This window comes from Exiguobacterium sp. s133 (assembly GCF_018618595.1).
GTDB classification, from domain to species: domain Bacteria; phylum Bacillota; class Bacilli; order Exiguobacteriales; family Exiguobacteriaceae; genus Exiguobacterium_A; species Exiguobacterium_A oxidotolerans.
In genome coordinates this window covers 48944-67313 of record NZ_JACSMK010000006.1, presented here as the reverse complement: position 1 = coordinate 67313, position 18370 = coordinate 48944, and the positions used below count along the sequence as shown (strand labels likewise).

Sequence of the window (18370 nt, the reverse complement as noted above, 5' to 3'; positions counted from 1 at the left end):
AATTGTTCAAAATAATTGGAGACTTTTTTCTTTTCTTAATTTTACTGAAACGATGATGTAAAAAAAGATTTCCTTTTCGTGACTCCTACGGGAAGAAGCGCGTTTTCGCGCTGACAGAGGCAAGCGAGACCAGGTTCATTATTCGTCAGAATAAGGAGCCTCGGCTTGCGCCTCGCCCGAGGAAAGCACGAAAAAAGGAAGAATCTTTTTTAGACAGGTTCAGACCGCTCTTTATTTAGAGAAAGATTTTCTAATGAAAAAGTGCAACGCGAATCCCGTAGGAAAGCACGTTGCCAAAATTGAGCGAAGTATAAAAATCTATTTTTATATGGAGAAAGTCATCGATTAAGCTTCGACTTCAATCATCGCTTCAAGCGAGACTTTTACATTTCCTGCAAGCGCACGGGTAATCATGCACGAACCTTCCGCTTTTTCCGCAAGGCGACGTGCCATCTTGACCATTGCCTCTGTCGTATCGGCAGGTAAAATCAACGTGGGACGATGAATGATTTGATCATACGTAAAGACCCCGTTCGTCACATCGACGATGCCTTCAGACTCCATCGTCAGCGATACTTTTTTGATGTTGCTGCGCTCGAGCATCGCGGCAAGCGTGATGATGTAGCAGGTTGCAGCGGCACCGAGTAACATTTCGTCCGGATTCGTCCCGACGCCAGGACCGTCCATCGCTTCCGGAATCGAAATCTTTGTTTTTAAGTCACCGGTCTCGATGTCGCCGATGTCATTTCGGTTTCCCGGCCAGTCTGCTGTTAAGTGAAAATGATGTTTCATTTCAAAATCGCCTCCTCTGTTGTTATCATACGTGTTGTCTTTTTGATTTTCGCGCTATTTGCTCATGAACAAGCCCCCGGTCATCTTGCGACCGAGGGTTTGCATGGCGTTAACTAAAGATTTGATCGATTTTTTTAATGTCTGCATCCGTCAGCTCGACTTCAATCGTTCGGAGCGTATCTGTTACTTGGTCGGCACGTTTTGCACCAGGAATGATGGCATCGATGCCATCTTGCGCAAGGTACCAAGCGAGGACGACATGCGCGACGTCAACCTCTTTTTCTTTTGCAATCGGGCGAAGTAGCTCGACTTTTGCTAAGTTGTCTTTGAAGACATCTTCTTGGAAAAGGGGATCCTTCGCACGTAAATCATCGAACTTCGTATTTTCATCATATTTTCCGGCAAGTAATCCGGCAGCGAGCGGGAAGTACGGAACAAATGAAATCCCGTGTTCGCGGATATAAGGCAGGATTTCTTTTTCTGCATCCCGCTTGAACAAGTTGTACTCGCCTTGATATACGTCGACGTGCCCGTCTTTATTGGCTTCTTTTAATTGTTCGAGTGAGAAGTTCGAGACACCGATCGCTCGGATTTTTCCTTGTTCCTTTAATTCGGCAAGTGCAGCGACTGCTTGATCTTTTGGTGTCGCTTCATCCGGGAAGTGGATGTAGAACAAGTCGATGTAATCCGTTTTTAAACGCTTCAGGCTCTCTTCGACCGACTGTTTCAAAAACTCGGGTGAGTTATCGATGACGACCTCGTCGTCGACGATTTTGTGCGCGCCTTTCGTTGCGAGGATGACGTCTTTGCGTTCGACCGTCTCGCTCCACGTTTCACCAACAAGTTCTTCTGAACGTTCTGGTCCGTAAATAAAGGCCGTATCTAAAAAGTTGATGCCGTTCATCAAGGCGACACGGACTAAATCGCGTCCTGCTTGTTCATCGAGATTCGGGTAAAGGTTATGCCCCCCGACGGCATTTGTTCCGAGACCGATCGGGTGAACCATGAGATCTGATTTTCCGAGTTTGACTTTCGTATCCATAAGCAAATTCCTCCTTAGACGATATCGAGCGATTCTTTTTTAGTTGGAGCAGGGAATGCTTCATCAAGTGCTGCGAATTCTTCATCAGTTAGTTGTAAGAGTGCGGCACGACCATTTTCTTCGACGTGCTTCGCCTGACCGGCTTTCGGAATGGCGATGACATCACCACTCCGCACGACGAAGGCGAGTAGGATTTGTGCCGGGTCGACACCATGTGTTTCAGCAAGGCGTTCAACGGTCGGGTGATCAAGCAGCTTCTCCCGGAGACTCCCGCCTTCTGCTAATGGGCAGTACGCCATGACTGGAATGCCGTGCTCTTTTAAAAGCGGCATCAATTCGTATTCAATCCCGCGTGAGCCAAGGTGATAAAGTACTTGGTTGACGGCACATTGATCGCCGTTTTCTAACGCAAGTAACTCTTTCATATCTGCGACGTCGAAGTTCGAGACACCCCAGCGGCGAATTTTTCCTTCTGCCTTCAACTGCTCGAGACCATCGATCGTCTCTTGAAGCGGGATGTCACCGCGCCAGTGGAGTAAGTAAAGATCGAGATAATCCGTCTTCAGGTTACGTAACGAACGTTCACATGCTTCGCGTAACTTGTCTCCGCTAGCATTATGAGGATAAACCTTCGAGACGAGAAACACTTCTTCACGTCGTCCTTCGATTGCTTCGCCGATTAATTGTTCCGATGCCCCTTCACCGTACATTTCTGCGGTATCAATTAATTCCATTCCACTGTCGAGTCCGACGTTCAAAGCTTCGATTTCCGCTTGTCGTTTTGTCGGTTCTTCACCCATGTGCCACGTTCCTTGACCGAATGCCCGAACGTGTGTTGAATCGGGAAATGCTACCGTCTGTTGTTTTAACGCGGCAAGTAGAATCGTCCGTTCTGTCTCATTCATTCTCGCTTCCTCCTCCAAAATTCACAATAATAGGCTTTACCACGGATGGATAAGAAAAAAACGTCAATCGTTTGTTTACCAATGCTCAAACAAAGGACCTGACTGGCCATAAACGGGGTCGGTCGATGGACGCTCGACGCGTTCAATCCGCTCGAGATTACCCGGTCGTTCGCAGGCTTCACCTGTCAACGTATCGTAGTCTTGACCATTCGGGTAGGCACCAACCACTTTGAAGCGACGACTCGTATCAAGCGCTTTATGTCCGGTTCCGGCAGGTAAGACGATGACATCCCCAGCAGTCAGCGTAAACGTTTTCCCGAGCGGTCCTCCAATCTGGATACTGGCGTGGCCCTCGAGAATACCGATGACTTCATGAGCGACACTGTGGTAATGATGGAAATCAAAAATACCGTCGACCCAGCTGTTTTGCCAATTGTTCGCACGGAAGGTCTTTTCGATGGCAGAAGGGTCTTCGAAGACATGACGATAAATCAAAACCGGGTAACGTGGATTATTTGGAATCACACCATCGTCCTCAAAACGAAAAAGCTCGATACTCATCGTGTGTACTCCTCTCTGGTGTCAAAAATGATACCATTTTTTACCCGAAATCGAATTAAATTAATCGTCTAGGCATCTTTATAGCACTTGCATAATCGAGGTGCTAAACTATGTAAGTTAACGAAAGTTGAAGGAGGAATTTACATGATCGCAATCGAAGCAAAATTAGAAGTTCAACCAGCAAAACGTACTGATTTTTTGGAGGCTACTAAAGCATTGATCGAAGGTTCACGCTTAGAAGCAGGAAACGTCAGCTATGACCTGTTCCAAAGCACAGAAGACGAAAATGTCTTCATGATGATTGAGAAATGGGAAGATCAAGCAGCAATTGAATCACACAACACGAGTACACATTTCGGACAGTTCGTTGCATTTGCACAAACTGTTCTCGCTAAACCACTTGATGTTCAAATGTTCACTGCATAAGTAGGAGAAAAGTCTGGCAATGTCAGGCTTTTTTTTTATGTTTAAAGCGAACGAAAGTTCTCTTTTTTTGTTACAAAAAAATTAAAAGACCTCGAATACCTGTTACTTTTTCCAAAAATAGGGCATTATCTTAAGAGTAGCTAGATTCAGACTTGAGAGGAGGCAGCTAAATGAACGAACGTAAAGTCCAGGAAGATTCGTCTTCACGCTCTTTCTTTAAAATGCCTCATACATACGCCATTATTATGGGGATTTTACTGATTTCAGTTATCTTGACGTATACGTTACCAGCAGGTCAATTTGATCGTGAGAAACAAGATGGACAGACGGTCGTCATCGATGGTACATACCGGGCGGTCGAGTCGGCACCCGTTAATTTGTTTGGGTTGTTTGAAGCGATACCAAAAGGCATGGAAGCGGGTGCTGGCATCATCTTCTATATCTTTCTCGTCGGTGGTGTCTTCGGTATTATCCGTGAGACGGGAGCAATCGAATCCGGAATCAATCAATTGATTAATCGATTTGGTCAAAAGGGACATATCATGATTCCGATGACGATGTTTGTCTTTTCGGTTGCTGGAGCGACGATCGGCATGGCAGAAGAGACGATTATTTTCGTTCCGATCGGTATCATGCTCGCCCGGGCACTCGGTTACGATGCGATGACGGGCGCAGCGATCGTCAGTCTCGGGGCAGCGGTTGGATTTGCCGGCGGAATGCTTAATCCGTTTACGGTTGGTGTTGCACAGTCGATTGCCGAAGTTCCATTGTTCAGTGGGATTGGTTACCGGACTGCAATCTACTTGGCTTTTTTATTCGTGACGATTTTATATGTCATGAACTATGCCCAAAAGGTTAAAAAAAATCCGGAGCGCAGCTTAGTCTATGACTTAGAGAAACATCGGAAAGAAGAAGTAACGACAACATTTTCACGGTTTTCGAAGAAACATGCGTTCGTCCTCATCGTTTTGATTGGTGGCATCACACTGAATGTCATTGGAATCTTTGAGTGGGGCTGGTACTTAACGGAGTTGACGGCATCGTTCCTCATCATCGGTATGCTTGCCGGAATCGCGACGCTCGGTATCAATCGGACGTTCGAAAGTTTGATTGACGGGGCGAAAGCAGTGACGTTCGGTGCCTTAATCGTCGGCTTCGCACGTGCAATCGTCGTCATCTTGGAAGACGGTCGTGTCATCGACACAGTCATCTACGGTTTATCGAACGCCGTCGGACATTTACCGACGTCGCTTGCCGTCATCGGCATGTACATCGTCCAGTTGATTACGAACTTCTTCATTCCATCCGGGAGTGGACAAGCAGCGACGACGATGCCCATCATGGCTCCGCTCGCTGATCTATTAGGGATTGAACGACAAGTCGCAGTCCTCGCCTTCCAGTATGGAGATGGGTTGACGAATATGATTTTCCCGACGAGTGCCCATTTGATGGCATTCCTTGCAATTGCCGGCATCCCGTATGAAAAATGGTTACGATTCGTCTGGAAGTTGTTTGCGATTTGGGTGACACTTGCCTGCGTCGCCTTGCTCCTCGCCGTCACCTTAGGCATTCAATGAACACCGACCTTCCGTGCAATGGGTGCGGAAGGTTTTTTTCGTGCAGGAATCGGGAACTTCTAAGACGAACGTTAGTTATAAGTTCATAAGGGGGATTTCAACATGACATATTCAATCGTTGGCTATTGTGAAAAAGAACAAGCATGGGGAGTCGCTGTTCAATCGAAGTTTCTTGCGGTCGGCAGCGCCGTCCCGTTTGCAAAAGCAGGTGTCGGAGCAATCGCGACCCAATCATTCGCGAATACGACATACGGTCCGGAAGGATTACGGATGATTTCTGAAGGGAAGTCGGCGGAAGAAGTCTTAAAATTGTTGACGGACGCGGACGAAGGACGGGCAGAGCGGCAAGTCGGAATCGTTGACGCAACTGGTCGGAGCGCAACTTTCACGGGAGACGCCTGTAATGACTGGGCAGGCGGAATTGCCGGTAAACACTTTGCCGCGCAAGGGAATATCTTAGTCGACGGCAACACGGTCAAGGAGATGGCCCGTGTGTTCGAGGCGACGGATGGACCGCTCGGTGAACGGTTGTTACGTGCCCTCGCTGCCGGACAAGCGGCAGGCGGTGACTCACGCGGAATGCAGTCGGCTGCGCTCCTCGTCGTCAAGGAAAACGGTGGATATGGTGGTTTCAATGACCGCTACATCGATTTGCGTGTCGACGATCACCCGAGTCCGATTCAAGAGCTCGAGCGGATTTATCAACTGCACACCCTTTACCTGCAACCAAGTAAACCGGAAGAAATCAAGCCGATTGATGATGCGCTCGAATCGGAAGTGATGGATAAATTACTCGAACTCGGTTACCGGGGATCGTTCGAAGAAGCTTTCCGGACGTACCTGCATACGGAGAATTTCGAGATGCGTGAGCATCAGGACCGTACGATCGATACACGTGTCCTTGCTTATCTCCGCGCCCAATGAGAAAAAGCTCTGCACTGACCGAGGTCAGGCAGAGCTTCTTTTATGCGGACGGATGGGTCCGGACAGGCACTTGATAACCGGTTGCGATGAAGCGTTCAAGCTCCGGTTCGGATTTAGCATTCAAGCCGACCGTCCCGTCCCCTTTGATCGCGACGTTCATCAAACGGATGCGCTCAATGTGGGGGCCGATCGTAATCCCGTGGCGTGCGGAATCTTCAATCCGGACATCGACGAGCCGGACGTCGTCTGCCCCGTTCTCACCGCCAAAGACTTGAATGTCCGTTTTAGCCTGACGGAATCCCGTCATCTTGACTTGGCTCAAGGTGACGTTTTTCGCCTTGTACTGGATTCCGATCACCGGCTGTTCCTGGTAATCATAGTTCGGGTCACCGAGGACGGTGAAGTCATGGATGACGACGTTCCGATACGCCGAGACGACGAGTGCCCGCGGTTTTGAGTTTGCATAGAGCGGTGTGTATTGAGGCGTCTGCGCGACGAGCCGTGTCGCGATGATGTTATAGGCAGTTTGTGACGTCGGGTCCGTTGCTTGGTGGTGGCCGATATGGCGGAAGTTGAACGAGCGGTGATCATCGATGGAGAGGTGCCCGACGATTTTGACGGTCGAAGCAGCGGACGATGTCGCATGTGCCTTGATTTCGAGTCCGCCGAAACAACGGGACGTCGCATTGTTGAACAACCAGACGTCGCGCGAGCCATCATCGATTTCGATTCCGTTCGAATTCGAAAAGCCGACGGCGTGGGCTCGCCCGCTCGGGTCATGCATGAAGCAGTTCGAGATGAATAAGTGATCGCTATGATGCGTCGTGATGCCATCGTCGCCGAATCCGGATCCCGTCAAGCCGTCGAACCAAATGAAGGAACTACTTAAATTCGCCCGTGCGCCGTCCCCGTTGTAATTGTAGTAAGGTGTCGAAATGTCGAAACAATGGAGCCCGGGATCGACTGCCTCGACGTCGAAGACCCAGCCGTACGTGACATGGGCGTAAGTCAGACAACTCGAATGGTTGCCCCATGTGCTGCTCTTTTTAGCATCACCGATCCGCTCGATGTTCCAGTCAAGGGTCATTTTTTCGACGAGCAGATGATGATTACCGAGTAAGTAATTTTGGTTCGTGATTAACCGGCGTCCTTTCGGGGCAGCATCATGCAATTTTATAATCGTCCGGCCTTTCCCGTCACCCGTCAAAATCGTAAAGTTCGGGAGCCGGATCCCGCGGACGATGTATGTGCCGGCAGGGACGTGGACTTGCCGATGTCCGTCCGCAAGTGCTTCCTTGAAGGCAAGCGTGTCATCGGTCTTTCCGTCACCGATGGCTCCATACGTCCGGACATCGACTTTTTCGACCTGACAGGCCAGTTGTTCGAATTCATAAGTTAGCCGACCGAACCAGCTCGGCCGGACCTCATCCTGTTGACTGACGAATGCTTTCGTCAGGGGCAAGATATGTTTATCGCGGTCTGTTAAAAAAAGTGGCGAGATTAACGAACGTAAGTAGCGGCTCGGATGCGGCGCGCGACGCGGTGCGACGAACGGGCTTTCGGTCATCAATTGTTCCGCACGGGTGACGGCCGCAAGATTCGTGTTACTTTCCGTATATTCAGCAATCAATCGCCCGTTTTGATAGGGATCGTGCGTAGCTTCTAATATGACCATGATTGAACTCCTCTCTAAAAATCACTACATTCCTTTTCCCATCCCGTCTGTTGTTCAAGCCCTTTTTAATTAAAATCAAAAAATTCCGTTAATTAGGCTTGAATCATTATATAATGGATAAAAATGACATTAAAGAGGTGGGAGCATGCGATTTCAAAGTCGATTACTCTTGATGATGGGTATAGTTTTGCTTGCACTTGGGATCATGAAACCGTTAGTCGAGACGGGTTATCAAGCACTGCGTGATGTCGAGGTTTTTCCGGCGACGGCAACGGCGCAACAGTGCAGAGAAGATTGTGAAAGCAAGCCGCTCGACTGGTGGTGGCTGAAGTTACTTTGGAAGAAAGAACCGAAACCTGAGGGTGTGATTTATGGTTACGATACGGATGAGAAGAGTGACCGGGGAGGGGAACCTAAAGATAAATTTAAATTCATTTCACTCGGAGTTAAACATGCTGAAAAAGGTGTGGGAGTCGAAGAGGACGGAGGCTTTCCTTACTTCTTAATCGGGTTTAGTGCAGCGGCTGTCCTGTTGCTTGTCCTGCTCATCCGTCGCTTCCGAAAACGCCGTGGCCGGCGAAAAGATGCACTCGAAGACGAAGTGACGCCACCGCAGCAATACCGACAGACTAAGGTGGATTCAGAGGAAACGTTCCCGCCATTGCCGGTCGAACAAGTTCGGCAACAGGTCGTTTTGTTCAATCGTCAGTTGCCGGCACGGCTGAAACGCCGGGAGACGGAGTCGTTCAGCGAGTGGTTCGGACGGATCGGTTTTCATCCGTCAACCGAACTGCAGCATCTATATGAGGTAATCCGGTATGATTCAAAACAATCAATTCAAGTGTCATCGACTGCGCTGACAGACATCAAACATGATTTTTCAAATTATCTCAACCGATTCCGATGAAACCTTTTAGAAAGTCCCGACGTATCATGGAACAGAAGGTCAGGAAACGGGGGACTGAAGAATGTACTTAGCAGACGCAGTGAAACTAAAAAGTATCTTACGGAAACAGTTGGAGCAACTAGTCGAAGAGATGGAGCGTATTGCATTCATCGACCTTGAAAAAGGGGAGGCCCTACCGACTGGTCAAGAACGGACGTTACTCGATGTCGAGTCGGCGATGGATGCAGTCAGGCGTGATATGCGGACACTCGATCGGCTGGTCTATGCAGCAAACTTGTCAACGACCATCGAGACGACAGAAGGAGCAATTCCGCTCGTCGAAGCGATTGAACTGGCGACTCAATTACGGGCAAAAGCGACACAGTTCCAAGAACTCGCCGCACGTCCGAAACGCGAATTCCAGTATGGATTTGAAGGAACGACGGTCATCCGGCATGCTTTGTACGATCCTGAGGCATACCGGATCAAGGCACAAGAGATGGAGCGGGCTGCTCACCGAATCTCGAATGCGATCAATGCCGCGAATTACCGAACGGAAATTGATTTTGACGGTCACCGTTATATGTAAGCCTTGATCAGGTGAGACTCCTGATCAAGGATGGCATTTCTGACTCTCAAACGCTTCCACAAGGGAATCACAACGGCCACGGCACACCTATGACCACGGACCGATGACATGTTTACCTGTCACTTTTGACTACCTGCGGAAAAGACTTTTTCCGTCAGATGCCAAAAAACCGCGATTGCTTCGGCATCGCGGTTTTTTATGCATAACATCTTGTTATTCCTTAAAAAAAAAGGTAGACCACTACTTTAGTTCGGGTATAGGCTAGGGGAATAGTAAATATTAAAGGAGGAACTGATATGAAAAATTCATTTAAAGCATTCGTCGTACGTGAGGAAGAAGGACAATTCGTCGGGGCACTCGAACAAAAACAAGTCGACGACTTACCAGAAGGTGATGTGTTGATTCGTGTCGCCTATTCGTGCATCAACTACAAAGATGCGTTATCGGTCACAGGAAATCGAGGGGTGACGAAAAATTACCCACATACACCAGGCGTCGATGCGGCAGGTCATGTTGTAACATCATCTGATGAACGCTTCAGCGAAGGACAAGCGGTCGTCGTCAACGGCTTTGATTTCGGAATGAATACATCAGGTGGTTTTCAGGAGTATATCCGCGTGCCGGCGGACTGGATTACGTCGCTACCGAACGGCATCACGACGCTTGAAGCGATGAGTTACGGAACAGCCGGTCTGACAGCTGCCCAGTCGATTGATGAACTCGTTCAACGTGTAGCACCGCAAGATGGTCCGGTCCTCGTCACGGGAGCGACAGGTGGCGTCGGCAGTGTCGCGGTCGCACTCCTCGTGAAACTCGGGTTCACGGTTCATGCCGTGACCGGGAAAGAAGCAGAGCATGACCGCTTGAAGCAAGCAGGTGTCGCAGAAGTCATCTCACGCCAGTCACTTCTGGAAGAAACAACGCGACCTTTGAAAAAAGGACTGTATGCCGGTATTATCGACACGGTCGGTGGTCCGTTACTTGCCTCGGTCATCCGTTACGTACAATACGGTGGACTCGTCACGACGTGCGGTAACGTCGGTGGTGCTGAACTGACGATGACCGTCTATCCGTTCATCTTACGTGGTGTTCGTTTGATTGGAATCGATGCTGTTCAGTTACCAATCACAGAGCGTGAGCGTTTATGGAATCATCTCGCGAACGACTGGCATTTATCGATTGCCGAGATGGTCCGAATGAAAGCGTTGAGTGATGTTCCGGCAGTCGTCAAGTCGTTGCTTGAAGGGACACATCAAGGCAGAACTGTCATCGAAATTTAAACAATTTGGTTCTGGATTAGATGGTATAGTGAATGAAACATCACTCGGTCAATTCAGGAGGAACCAAATATGAGTCAACAGGAACAAGAGTACGATCAGGCACGGCAATCGCGTCACATGCGTCGAAAACAAAAGCGCAACCGGCGTGGGATTGCGTTCGGTGGCCTTTTGGCGACGGCTTTGATCGTCGGCGGATGGGGCTATATGGTCGCGCATAACGATCCTTCGCAAGCGACGTCGACGGTCGAAACACCGAAAACAGATGCTTCTGCCAAAGAAACATCAAAGGATAAAGAAAAAGATTCGGCCGATCAAGAGAAGAAAAAAGAGCCGAAGAAATCGAAAAAAGAAGCAGCACCTGAGATTAGTTCAGCAACATGGATCAAACGACCGTTTGCAGATGTCTATCAAGATGCAAATCGGACCAGTGTCATCTATAAGGCGGACTTAGGGGATGTTTATGAAGTCCTCGACGCAAAAGACGGCATGGTACATCTGAAGTTAAGTGATGCTGTCGAAGGCTACATTCCGGAAACGGATGTTCAGATGGAGGCACCGGCTGGTTTAAAGGATGAGAAACTCCTTTCGACACTCGGACAAATCGTCGCGAATCAGCCGATTGACAAGCCGGAACAATACCTCGGGAAACCGCTTGAAACGTTTGAGGCGAAGTATGGCAAGCTCGGCAACACACAAAAAGATGCCGTCAATACGTACCATTTCTCGAACGCCGGGTACTTGCTCGTCGTATCAGATGGAGTAGTCGAAGCAATTGACTGGATGAATGTCTCAGCGTCAGGTTTAACAGCACTTGGTGATCCGGTCGTCAAGACGGATTACGGCACATGGTACGAGGGCGAGAAATTACAGCTCAAGGCATTCCCGGATAACGGTTCGACGCGCTTGCGTCTCGCACGTGATCTTGGGAAATGAATCGATTGAGACTGGAGCTAGTCAGTTTCTCTAATCAAGAGCCGGACATGGCGAGTTGGATTTGAACGCAACGACAAAAAAGACAGGATCGTCATCTCACAAAGATGCACAGTCCTGTCTTTCATTTTATCTAAAGTCTGAAGCACGTTCATTCCGTCGAGTGAACGTGCTTTTTTGCGTTGGTTCCACAATAAAAACCTCCCGAGTCATCGACTCGAGAGGAAAGAGAAAATCCTTGGGAGGAGGTTTTCTTAGTAGACGCCAACTGCATCAAATGATTTTGCTGCAGCGGCTGCTTCAGCACTTGAAGAACCGTAAAGGTCTTTTGCCGATTGAACGACTGCTGCGCGGAGGTAGCTGAAGTTCGAAGTCGGAGTCAAGTAGACGTTAAGGGCACGGTAGTAGATGGCACCAAGTTTCGGTACGCCGACGCCTGGTACAGTGACACCGTAATGTGTACCACCGTTACCTAAGAGGTAAGCGGCTTTGTTGACGATACCAGAGTTCGTGTGGACACCACCGTTATCAGCCGTACCTGTGTAACGTTTTGAGTAGTGGTCTGGATCTCCGTAAGCGGCAGGGTTAGACATTGAACGAAGAGCATCGCCACTTACACCTGGTGTGTAGATGTCTTCACCGACGAGCCAGTCGAAGTTTGATCCGACTGAGTACTCTGCAACTGTTCCCATGATATCCGAAACAGCCTCATTGATCGCACCCGATTCGTTTTGGTAAACGAGTCCTGCTGTGTATTCAGTGACAGCGTGCGTCAATTCGTGAGCGACTACATCAAGTGCGCCAGAAAGATATGTGAATGTCGAACCGTCTCCGTCACCGTAGACCATTTTTGATCCATCCCAGAACGCGTTGTTGTAGCGTGAAGAATAGTGAACCGTTGAATTGAGTGCTGCACCTGCATTATCGTAACTGTTGCGGCCATATGTGTTTTTGTAGAAGTCATATGTTTTCACTGCATTGACTTGTGCGCTGACAGCGGCACGGTCGTAAGTAGCATTGAGAACGTTGTCGGCATCCGCCCAAAGTGATCCTGGAAGTGATGTCCGGTTTTTTGCATCGTACGTCGAGATGCCTTTACCGCGTGTTGAATCTTGAAGGTAGTAGTAAGAACCACTCTTCGTTGTGTTGAATGTAGCACTTGTTCCAAGAACCGTCGTACCTGAACCGACTGTCGTTGTTCCGGTGATTGTCGTAACTGGTTTCGCATGTGCCAATTGGTCATATTTGTTGATGACCTTACCAGAGTTTGCATCGATGAAGTATGTCCAGCGTGACGGCTCGTCGCCAGCTAAGACAGTCGATGTGATTTTATAAGCATAGACAGCATCGTCTTTGACTGGATAGACAACGAGTTCACTCGTTGGAGCCACTTCGAATTCTGTTGCTTTGATTGATTTTTTATACAACTTTAAAGCTTTCTTTTCAGAGATTGCAATTTTCTTATCAAGACCTGGTTTCCCTTTGACTTTGACTGCATCATTGACGATTGCTTTTAAAGTACCGTCTTTCGCAACGTTACCGACGACGACACTACCGAAGACCGGGACGCCATCCACTTCTTGTTGGAGACGTACGATGTGAGATGATCCATCTTTTTGAACATCTTGTACAGAGAAGTCACCTTTACCTTCGACATACTCTTTAACGATTGATGCAGCTGGCTCGGACGATGCTTTCGTCAACTTGCCAGATTGAAGACCTTCTGCGCCTACGACTGTAGGAACGACAAGTACACTTGCGACAAGCGATGTAGCGAGAAACTTTTTCAAAATAAATCGCCTCCTTGTTTGGGTTGAGTCTAACTATGCCAAACAAAATAGAGAACGAGAATAAGGCATTCGGATTAAATAGAATTTTCTGAAAATAGGTATTTAGTACCCGTACTGAACAATTTAGTCATTGAGACAAATCGAGTGAAGAAATACCCGTCTAGCACTCCTATCATTGAAGAAACGGGCTTTCTGGCCTTAAATTCTGTGAGTAGTCCTCAAATTGTAGACAACGAACTATCGGTAGATAAAGCGTCTTTTCCCGTAGCAGTCAACGAAACGTGACGCTTTGTAGGTAATACCGTGAGGGAAAAGCCGGGCATGCAGACGGTTTAGAGCACAATCCGTCTCGATATCGTAAGTTCACGCTAGAGTTTGTCTACACGCGGAAAAGACTACTCATTTGAGTAGTCCTTAGAGAATTCGTTGATATAAGTGATGCGTGCCTTCGCGTGTCTCATCGATTTTAAAATCAAGCGGATCAAGTTCAACCCCTTGTTTGTGTGCAAAACGTTGAATTTTTTCAAACGACTTCCAAATCTCGATGTCTGGTCCTTCATGTCTCCAAAAGACATAGCGAGCGGGAGGGAGATGGTATCCTTTCATTCCCTTAGGAACCCGTTCGAGTGAAGAGACAGGTAAGCCGACGCATTGCGTATAGGTCGTTCCGCGATGGGCAAGCGAAACATCTAACGGAAAACTGTCCGGTATGACTGCCGGAATTTCATGGGCCCGACGTGAAAATTCACGCCATAGTTCAGGCATCAATGTATGGAGTTCATTTTCTTCGCACGTCATGCTGAGTCCGATTACATAAAGCTCGTGACGTTCAACAATTTTAGGATGCATTTGAGACTCCTTTCGTCAGAAATCAAGAAGCAGTAGTCAAGTTCCGTCGTTTTAAGTCTAAGAAGAGTTTAGTAAAAGTTGCGTCCCACTGTGTGCCGCTTCCTTCTTCAAGAATCGACAATGCTCGTTCAGCGGGCATCCCCTTTCGATAGGGGCGATCGGAAGTCATGGCATCATAGGCGTCGGCAATTGCCATGATTCTTCCGAAAAGCGGAATCGCGTCACCGGTCAAGCCTTCCGGATAGCCTTTGCCATCATAACGCTCGTGATGGTACTTTACCCCGGGAAGAATCGGTTGTAACGTCTCTGGTAAATCAACTTGCGATAAAATATGGACACCGATTACCGGATGGCGTTTGATTTCATCGAATTCTTCTTCCGTTAACCGTCCTTCCTTCAAAAGAACGGCATCTCGGATACCGATTTTACCGATATCGTGAAGAAGAGCAGATTTTCGTAATAACTCGATTTGTTCATCAGGTAAGTCAGCGGCACGGGCGATTTCAACGGAATATTCCGCTACCCGTAAAGAATGCCCTGCCGTATAAGGATCGCGAGCATCTAAAGTCGCGGCAAACAACGTAAATAAACTATTTAAAAGGCGTTCATTTTCTAAATCGCGTCCTTCGATTCCTTCAACCATCAAATTAAATCCGCCAATCAAGTGTGCGAATTCATCGGAGTAGGGATTGGAAATCGTATTCAATTGACCCGACTCGATTTGAGCAACTCCTTCTTGCAAAGCAAGAATCGGTTTTTTAATGTTTTCATATAGTAGAAGACTGCAAAATGTCGCAAGGCAGAGGATGACAATCAAAATTAACGTCGCCCAACTCCAATAAGACTGAAGACTTTCGTTTTCCGTTAACTGAACGGCAGAAGCGAGGACGAACAGTAAGATTGGAAATACACCGATGACGAGTGTACTAATCAACATTTTTTGGCGCAAGCTGACCATATGTTGTTTCTTTAAGACGATGTCGCCGTAACCTGCCGCCTGAGATCGTTTCGTCAACTCGAGCAACATCGGTTCCGTGACCCGGTAAGTGAGGAAAAATTCAATCAGAGCATGAAGAATCGCGACGAGAATCGCTCCGAAACAAGCGAGACCAATCAAATAGTAGGGCATGTCGAGCCAACCACGGTATATGGCGAAAGCTGTCAAGGTAGAAGAAGGAAGTGATAATCCGAGAAAGTGTGGACCGAGAATACGTTGCATCGTCAAAACCGGGAAGCGATGCGTCGTCTGAAAAGCAATTGTCAATTCGTCAGCAGTGGGCTGTTTTGATTGAAATACTATATAAAGGGACCGAACGTGTCGGCGATAGATTGTATATTCCAAGCTGAACATCAGGGTGACAGATCCTGCCATGATACCAAGCAAGAGTATCCGCTCTTGTGGACTGAAGGTCAGTGTTTCGAAGATGAACAAACTGCCGACACCGAAAACGGCAACGAATGAGCCGATTAAATAGTTCGTTAAGACTTGTCGCTCAAAACGTTTTAAAGGTTGCATGGAATTCCTCCTCTTCTTAATCAAAGCGTGCAGCAAAGAATTTTTCTAGTACTATATAATGGTCTATCTTATTAATATCGGCACGATGTAAGAATATTAAACTAAATTCCAAAAATAGGTATAGTTATAAAGTCCTAATTATACAAAAACTAATTGATTAACGAACTAAAATAACATATGATTTGAATATTCAGAAAAGTATATTAAAAGTGTGCTTTTCACTACTACATAGGGGGTAAGTTCACGTGGGGAAAAAGAAACAGCTTAGCTTAGCCGTTTTATCTGGAATCACGGCAGCTGCATTCGCAGTTAGTCCGGTTTTACCTGGTGGGAAGGTAAAATCTGTTGATGCTGCTGAAAAAGCAGCAGTAGGAGCGCCGATGGACTTGAACACAGTCGATCAGGAACGTCTCTTAAAAGTATTGCAGGATCGTGGGGTCGTCTCAAAAGCATCATCTGCAGCTGAGAAACAAAAGGCTGTCCAAAAGTATTTGGATAAAAAGTCGAACGGTAAACCAGCAGCTGAACATGAGTCAGAAAAAGCGAAAGAATTCGATCAAAAAACAAAAGACTTTTTGACGAAACAAAAAGATCAACTCGCAAAACAGTTGAACAAGAAACACGATAATTATAAAAAAGGTAAAAAAGATGGGTTTGTCAAAGTCGACAAAGCTAAACAAGCAAAATACAACGGTGATACACGGACAGATAAAGTCCTTGTTCTACTCGTTGAGTACAGTGACTTTAAGCATAACAATGTTGTGCAAGAAGATGGATACATGTATTCGAATGACTTCAACCAAAAGCATTATCAAGATTTAATGTTTGGTAATAAAGAGTTCGAACTCTTTAACGGAGACAAGGTCAAGACGTTTAAACAGTATTATGAAGAACAGTCAGGCGGAAGCTACACGGTTGATGGTAAGGTCTCGAACTGGTTAACAGTTCCAGGTACAGCCAAAGACTACGGTTCGGATAATCCAGCGGGCGGAAACGATAACCTTCCAGGCGCTAAGGGTCCACGTGGTCTCGTTAAAGATTCGTTGAATGCTGCAGTAAAATCAGGCATCAACTTAGCAGAGTACGATCAATTCGACCAATACGATATGGATGGAGACGGCGACTTGAACGAGCCGGACGGCCTCGTCGATCACTTGATGATCATCCATGCAGGAACAGGACAAGAAGCTGGGGGCGGAACGCTCGGAGATGACGCAATCTGGTCACACCGTTGGACACTCGGCAACGTATATCCTGTTGCTGACTCGGTAGCGAAAGTAAACTATTGGGGCGGTAAAATGGCTGCCTACGATTACACGGTTCAACCTGAAGACGGCGCGGTCGGTGTTTTCGCACACGAATTCGGTCATGACTTAGGTCTTCCAGATGAGTACGATACACAGTACACAGGTCAAGGCGAGCCGGTCGCATCATGGTCAATCATGAGTGGCGGTAGCTGGAACGGGAAAGTTGCCGGAACAGAACCAACAAGTTTCTCACCACAAAATAAAGAATTCTTCCAAAACGTGATGGGTGGAAACTGGGCGAATATCGAGACAATCGATTTTGATTCGTTATCAAAAGCAGGAACTGCTTCTTATATCGATCAAAGTGTTACAAAATCGAAAAACCCAGGAATCATCAAAGTAGACTTACCGAAAAAACCGGTCAAAGGAATTGCACCGGCGTTCGGTAAAAAATACTATTACAGCACAAAAGGAAACGATCTTCATACGTCAATGACGTCACCAGAATTCGATTTGACAGCTGCTAAAGCTGCTAAATTTGATTACAAAGCGTACTTTGATGTCGAGTTCGATTATGACTTCTTGACAGTTACAGCAACAGCTGGTGGAGTAGAAAAAGTCATCGACGTCATCGGTGACGAAGATACTGATGGTGATCAACGTGCTGAGTCTTCAAAAGGTGCATGGGTCGATAAATCATACGACCTCAGCGAATTTGCAGGCAAAAAAGTAATGCTTAAATTTGATTACACAGGTGATGCTGGTCTTGCACTCGACGGTTTCGCACTTGATAACGCGAAATTGACAGTCGACGGTAAAGTCGTCTTCGAAGATGATGCAGAAGGTACACCGAAGTTTAAACTCGACGGGTTCATCGCGTCTGACGGCTTCAGCTATGCTGACAATGCGTACTACCTCGAATGGCGTAACTACGCAGGCTCAGATAAAGCACTTGAGCATGCGCGTGGCGTGAAATACAACACAGGTCTCGTCGTTTGGTACGCAGATTCTAGCTTCACAGATAACTGGGTCGGTGTTCACCCGGGTGAAGGATTCCTCGGTGTCGTCGATTCACACCCTGAAGCAATCGTCGGTACGCTTAAAGGCAAGCCAGTCGTATCAGGTAGCACACGTTACCAAGTTGCGGATGCTGCATTCAGCTACGATAAAGCACCTTCTTGGTTGATCGATTCACCAACACGTGGTCTTTACGACTACAAAGGTCTCTCAGGTGTAACGAAATTCGATGATTCTAAATCGTATATCAACCAATTGATCCCGGATGCAGGGAAACTTCTTCCGAACAATGGTCTTAAAATTCAAGTCATCGGTGAAGCGAAAGATAACTCTGCTGGAGCTGTCTGGATCCACCGTTAAGAAC

At 47.4% G+C, this 18370-nt stretch carries 16 protein-coding genes; 8 read left to right on the top strand and 8 right to left on the bottom strand.

Going from position 1 to position 18370, the window contains the following annotated elements:
* Positions 1-345 precede the first annotated feature (345 nt).
* The 4 genes from KNP96_RS09805 to KNP96_RS09790 all read right to left on the bottom strand — a co-directional run bounded on the left by KNP96_RS09805 (position 346) and on the right by KNP96_RS09790 (position 3300).
* On the bottom strand, positions 346-792 hold the full coding sequence (locus KNP96_RS09805) for an OsmC family protein (protein WP_088838217.1): 447 nt from the start codon (positions 790-792) through the stop codon (positions 346-348).
* A gap of 109 nt (positions 793-901) precedes the next feature.
* Positions 902-1834, bottom strand: a complete 933-nt coding sequence (locus tag KNP96_RS09800; protein ID WP_088838216.1) for an aldo/keto reductase — start codon at positions 1832-1834, stop codon at positions 902-904.
* A 14-nt stretch (positions 1835-1848) separates the two neighbouring features.
* Positions 1849-2739, bottom strand: coding sequence for an aldo/keto reductase (locus tag KNP96_RS09795; RefSeq protein WP_214770213.1), 891 nt, complete (start codon positions 2737-2739; stop codon positions 1849-1851).
* A 75-nt stretch (positions 2740-2814) separates the two neighbouring features.
* Positions 2815-3300 carry a cupin domain-containing protein gene (locus KNP96_RS09790; RefSeq protein WP_214770209.1) on the bottom strand — a complete coding sequence of 162 codons (486 nt, stop codon included), beginning with the start codon at positions 3298-3300 and terminating at the stop codon, positions 2815-2817.
* Positions 3301-3444: 144 nt separating this feature from the next.
* Between KNP96_RS09790 and KNP96_RS09785 the strand changes: the two genes are divergently transcribed.
* The 3 genes from KNP96_RS09785 to KNP96_RS09775 all read left to right on the top strand — a co-directional run bounded on the left by KNP96_RS09785 (position 3445) and on the right by KNP96_RS09775 (position 6227).
* Positions 3445-3726, top strand: a complete 282-nt coding sequence (locus KNP96_RS09785; protein WP_214770206.1) for a putative quinol monooxygenase — start codon at positions 3445-3447, stop codon at positions 3724-3726.
* Between the two features lie 170 nt (positions 3727-3896).
* A complete protein-coding gene (locus KNP96_RS09780) occupies positions 3897-5303 on the top strand; it encodes a YfcC family protein (RefSeq protein ID WP_214766334.1) in 1407 nt (468 codons plus the stop codon).
* 102 nt (positions 5304-5405) lie between these two features.
* The gene (locus KNP96_RS09775) at positions 5406-6227 is read left to right on the top strand and encodes a DUF1028 domain-containing protein (RefSeq protein WP_214770202.1); all 822 of its coding nucleotides are present in this window, start codon (positions 5406-5408) and stop codon (positions 6225-6227) included.
* A gap of 40 nt (positions 6228-6267) precedes the next feature.
* Here KNP96_RS09775 and KNP96_RS09770 read toward each other — a convergent pair whose 3' ends face one another.
* Entirely contained in the window at positions 6268-7902 is a 1635-nt protein-coding gene (locus KNP96_RS09770) for a glycoside hydrolase family 55 protein (protein ID WP_214770198.1), read from the bottom strand.
* Between the two features lie 145 nt (positions 7903-8047).
* On the opposite strand from KNP96_RS09770, the gene KNP96_RS09765 reads away from it, so the two are divergent.
* The 4 genes from KNP96_RS09765 (at position 8048) to KNP96_RS09750 (ending at position 11590) form a co-directional block, all read left to right on the top strand.
* The gene (locus KNP96_RS09765; protein ID WP_214770195.1) at positions 8048-8809 is read left to right on the top strand and encodes a hypothetical protein; all 762 of its coding nucleotides are present in this window, start codon (positions 8048-8050) and stop codon (positions 8807-8809) included.
* Between the two features lie 61 nt (positions 8810-8870).
* Positions 8871-9377 (top strand): hypothetical protein, encoded by a 507-nt coding sequence (locus KNP96_RS09760; RefSeq protein WP_159173223.1) that lies wholly within the window; start codon positions 8871-8873, stop codon positions 9375-9377.
* 296 nt (positions 9378-9673) lie between these two features.
* Entirely contained in the window at positions 9674-10657 is a 984-nt protein-coding gene (locus tag KNP96_RS09755) for a YhdH/YhfP family quinone oxidoreductase (protein WP_214770192.1), read from the top strand.
* A gap of 69 nt (positions 10658-10726) precedes the next feature.
* Complete coding sequence (locus KNP96_RS09750; RefSeq protein ID WP_214770189.1) at positions 10727-11590, top strand: hypothetical protein; 864 nt, start codon at positions 10727-10729, stop codon at positions 11588-11590.
* A gap of 251 nt (positions 11591-11841) precedes the next feature.
* On the opposite strand, the gene KNP96_RS09745 is transcribed toward KNP96_RS09750, so the two are convergent.
* From KNP96_RS09745 to KNP96_RS09735, 3 genes are all read right to left on the bottom strand, one after another.
* Positions 11842-13377 (bottom strand): M4 family metallopeptidase, encoded by a 1536-nt coding sequence (locus KNP96_RS09745; RefSeq protein ID WP_214766342.1) that lies wholly within the window; start codon positions 13375-13377, stop codon positions 11842-11844.
* A 414-nt stretch (positions 13378-13791) separates the two neighbouring features.
* Positions 13792-14226, bottom strand: a complete 435-nt coding sequence (locus KNP96_RS09740; protein WP_214770186.1) for a GyrI-like domain-containing protein — start codon at positions 14224-14226, stop codon at positions 13792-13794.
* A gap of 22 nt (positions 14227-14248) precedes the next feature.
* Positions 14249-15742 carry an HD-GYP domain-containing protein gene (locus tag KNP96_RS09735; protein ID WP_088838204.1) on the bottom strand — a complete coding sequence of 498 codons (1494 nt, stop codon included), beginning with the start codon at positions 15740-15742 and terminating at the stop codon, positions 14249-14251.
* A gap of 245 nt (positions 15743-15987) precedes the next feature.
* Here KNP96_RS09735 and KNP96_RS09730 point away from each other — a divergent pair, with 245 nt between their 5' ends.
* On the top strand, positions 15988-18366 hold the full coding sequence (locus KNP96_RS09730) for an immune inhibitor A domain-containing protein (protein WP_214770184.1): 2379 nt from the start codon (positions 15988-15990) through the stop codon (positions 18364-18366).
* Positions 18367-18370 lie beyond the last annotated feature (4 nt).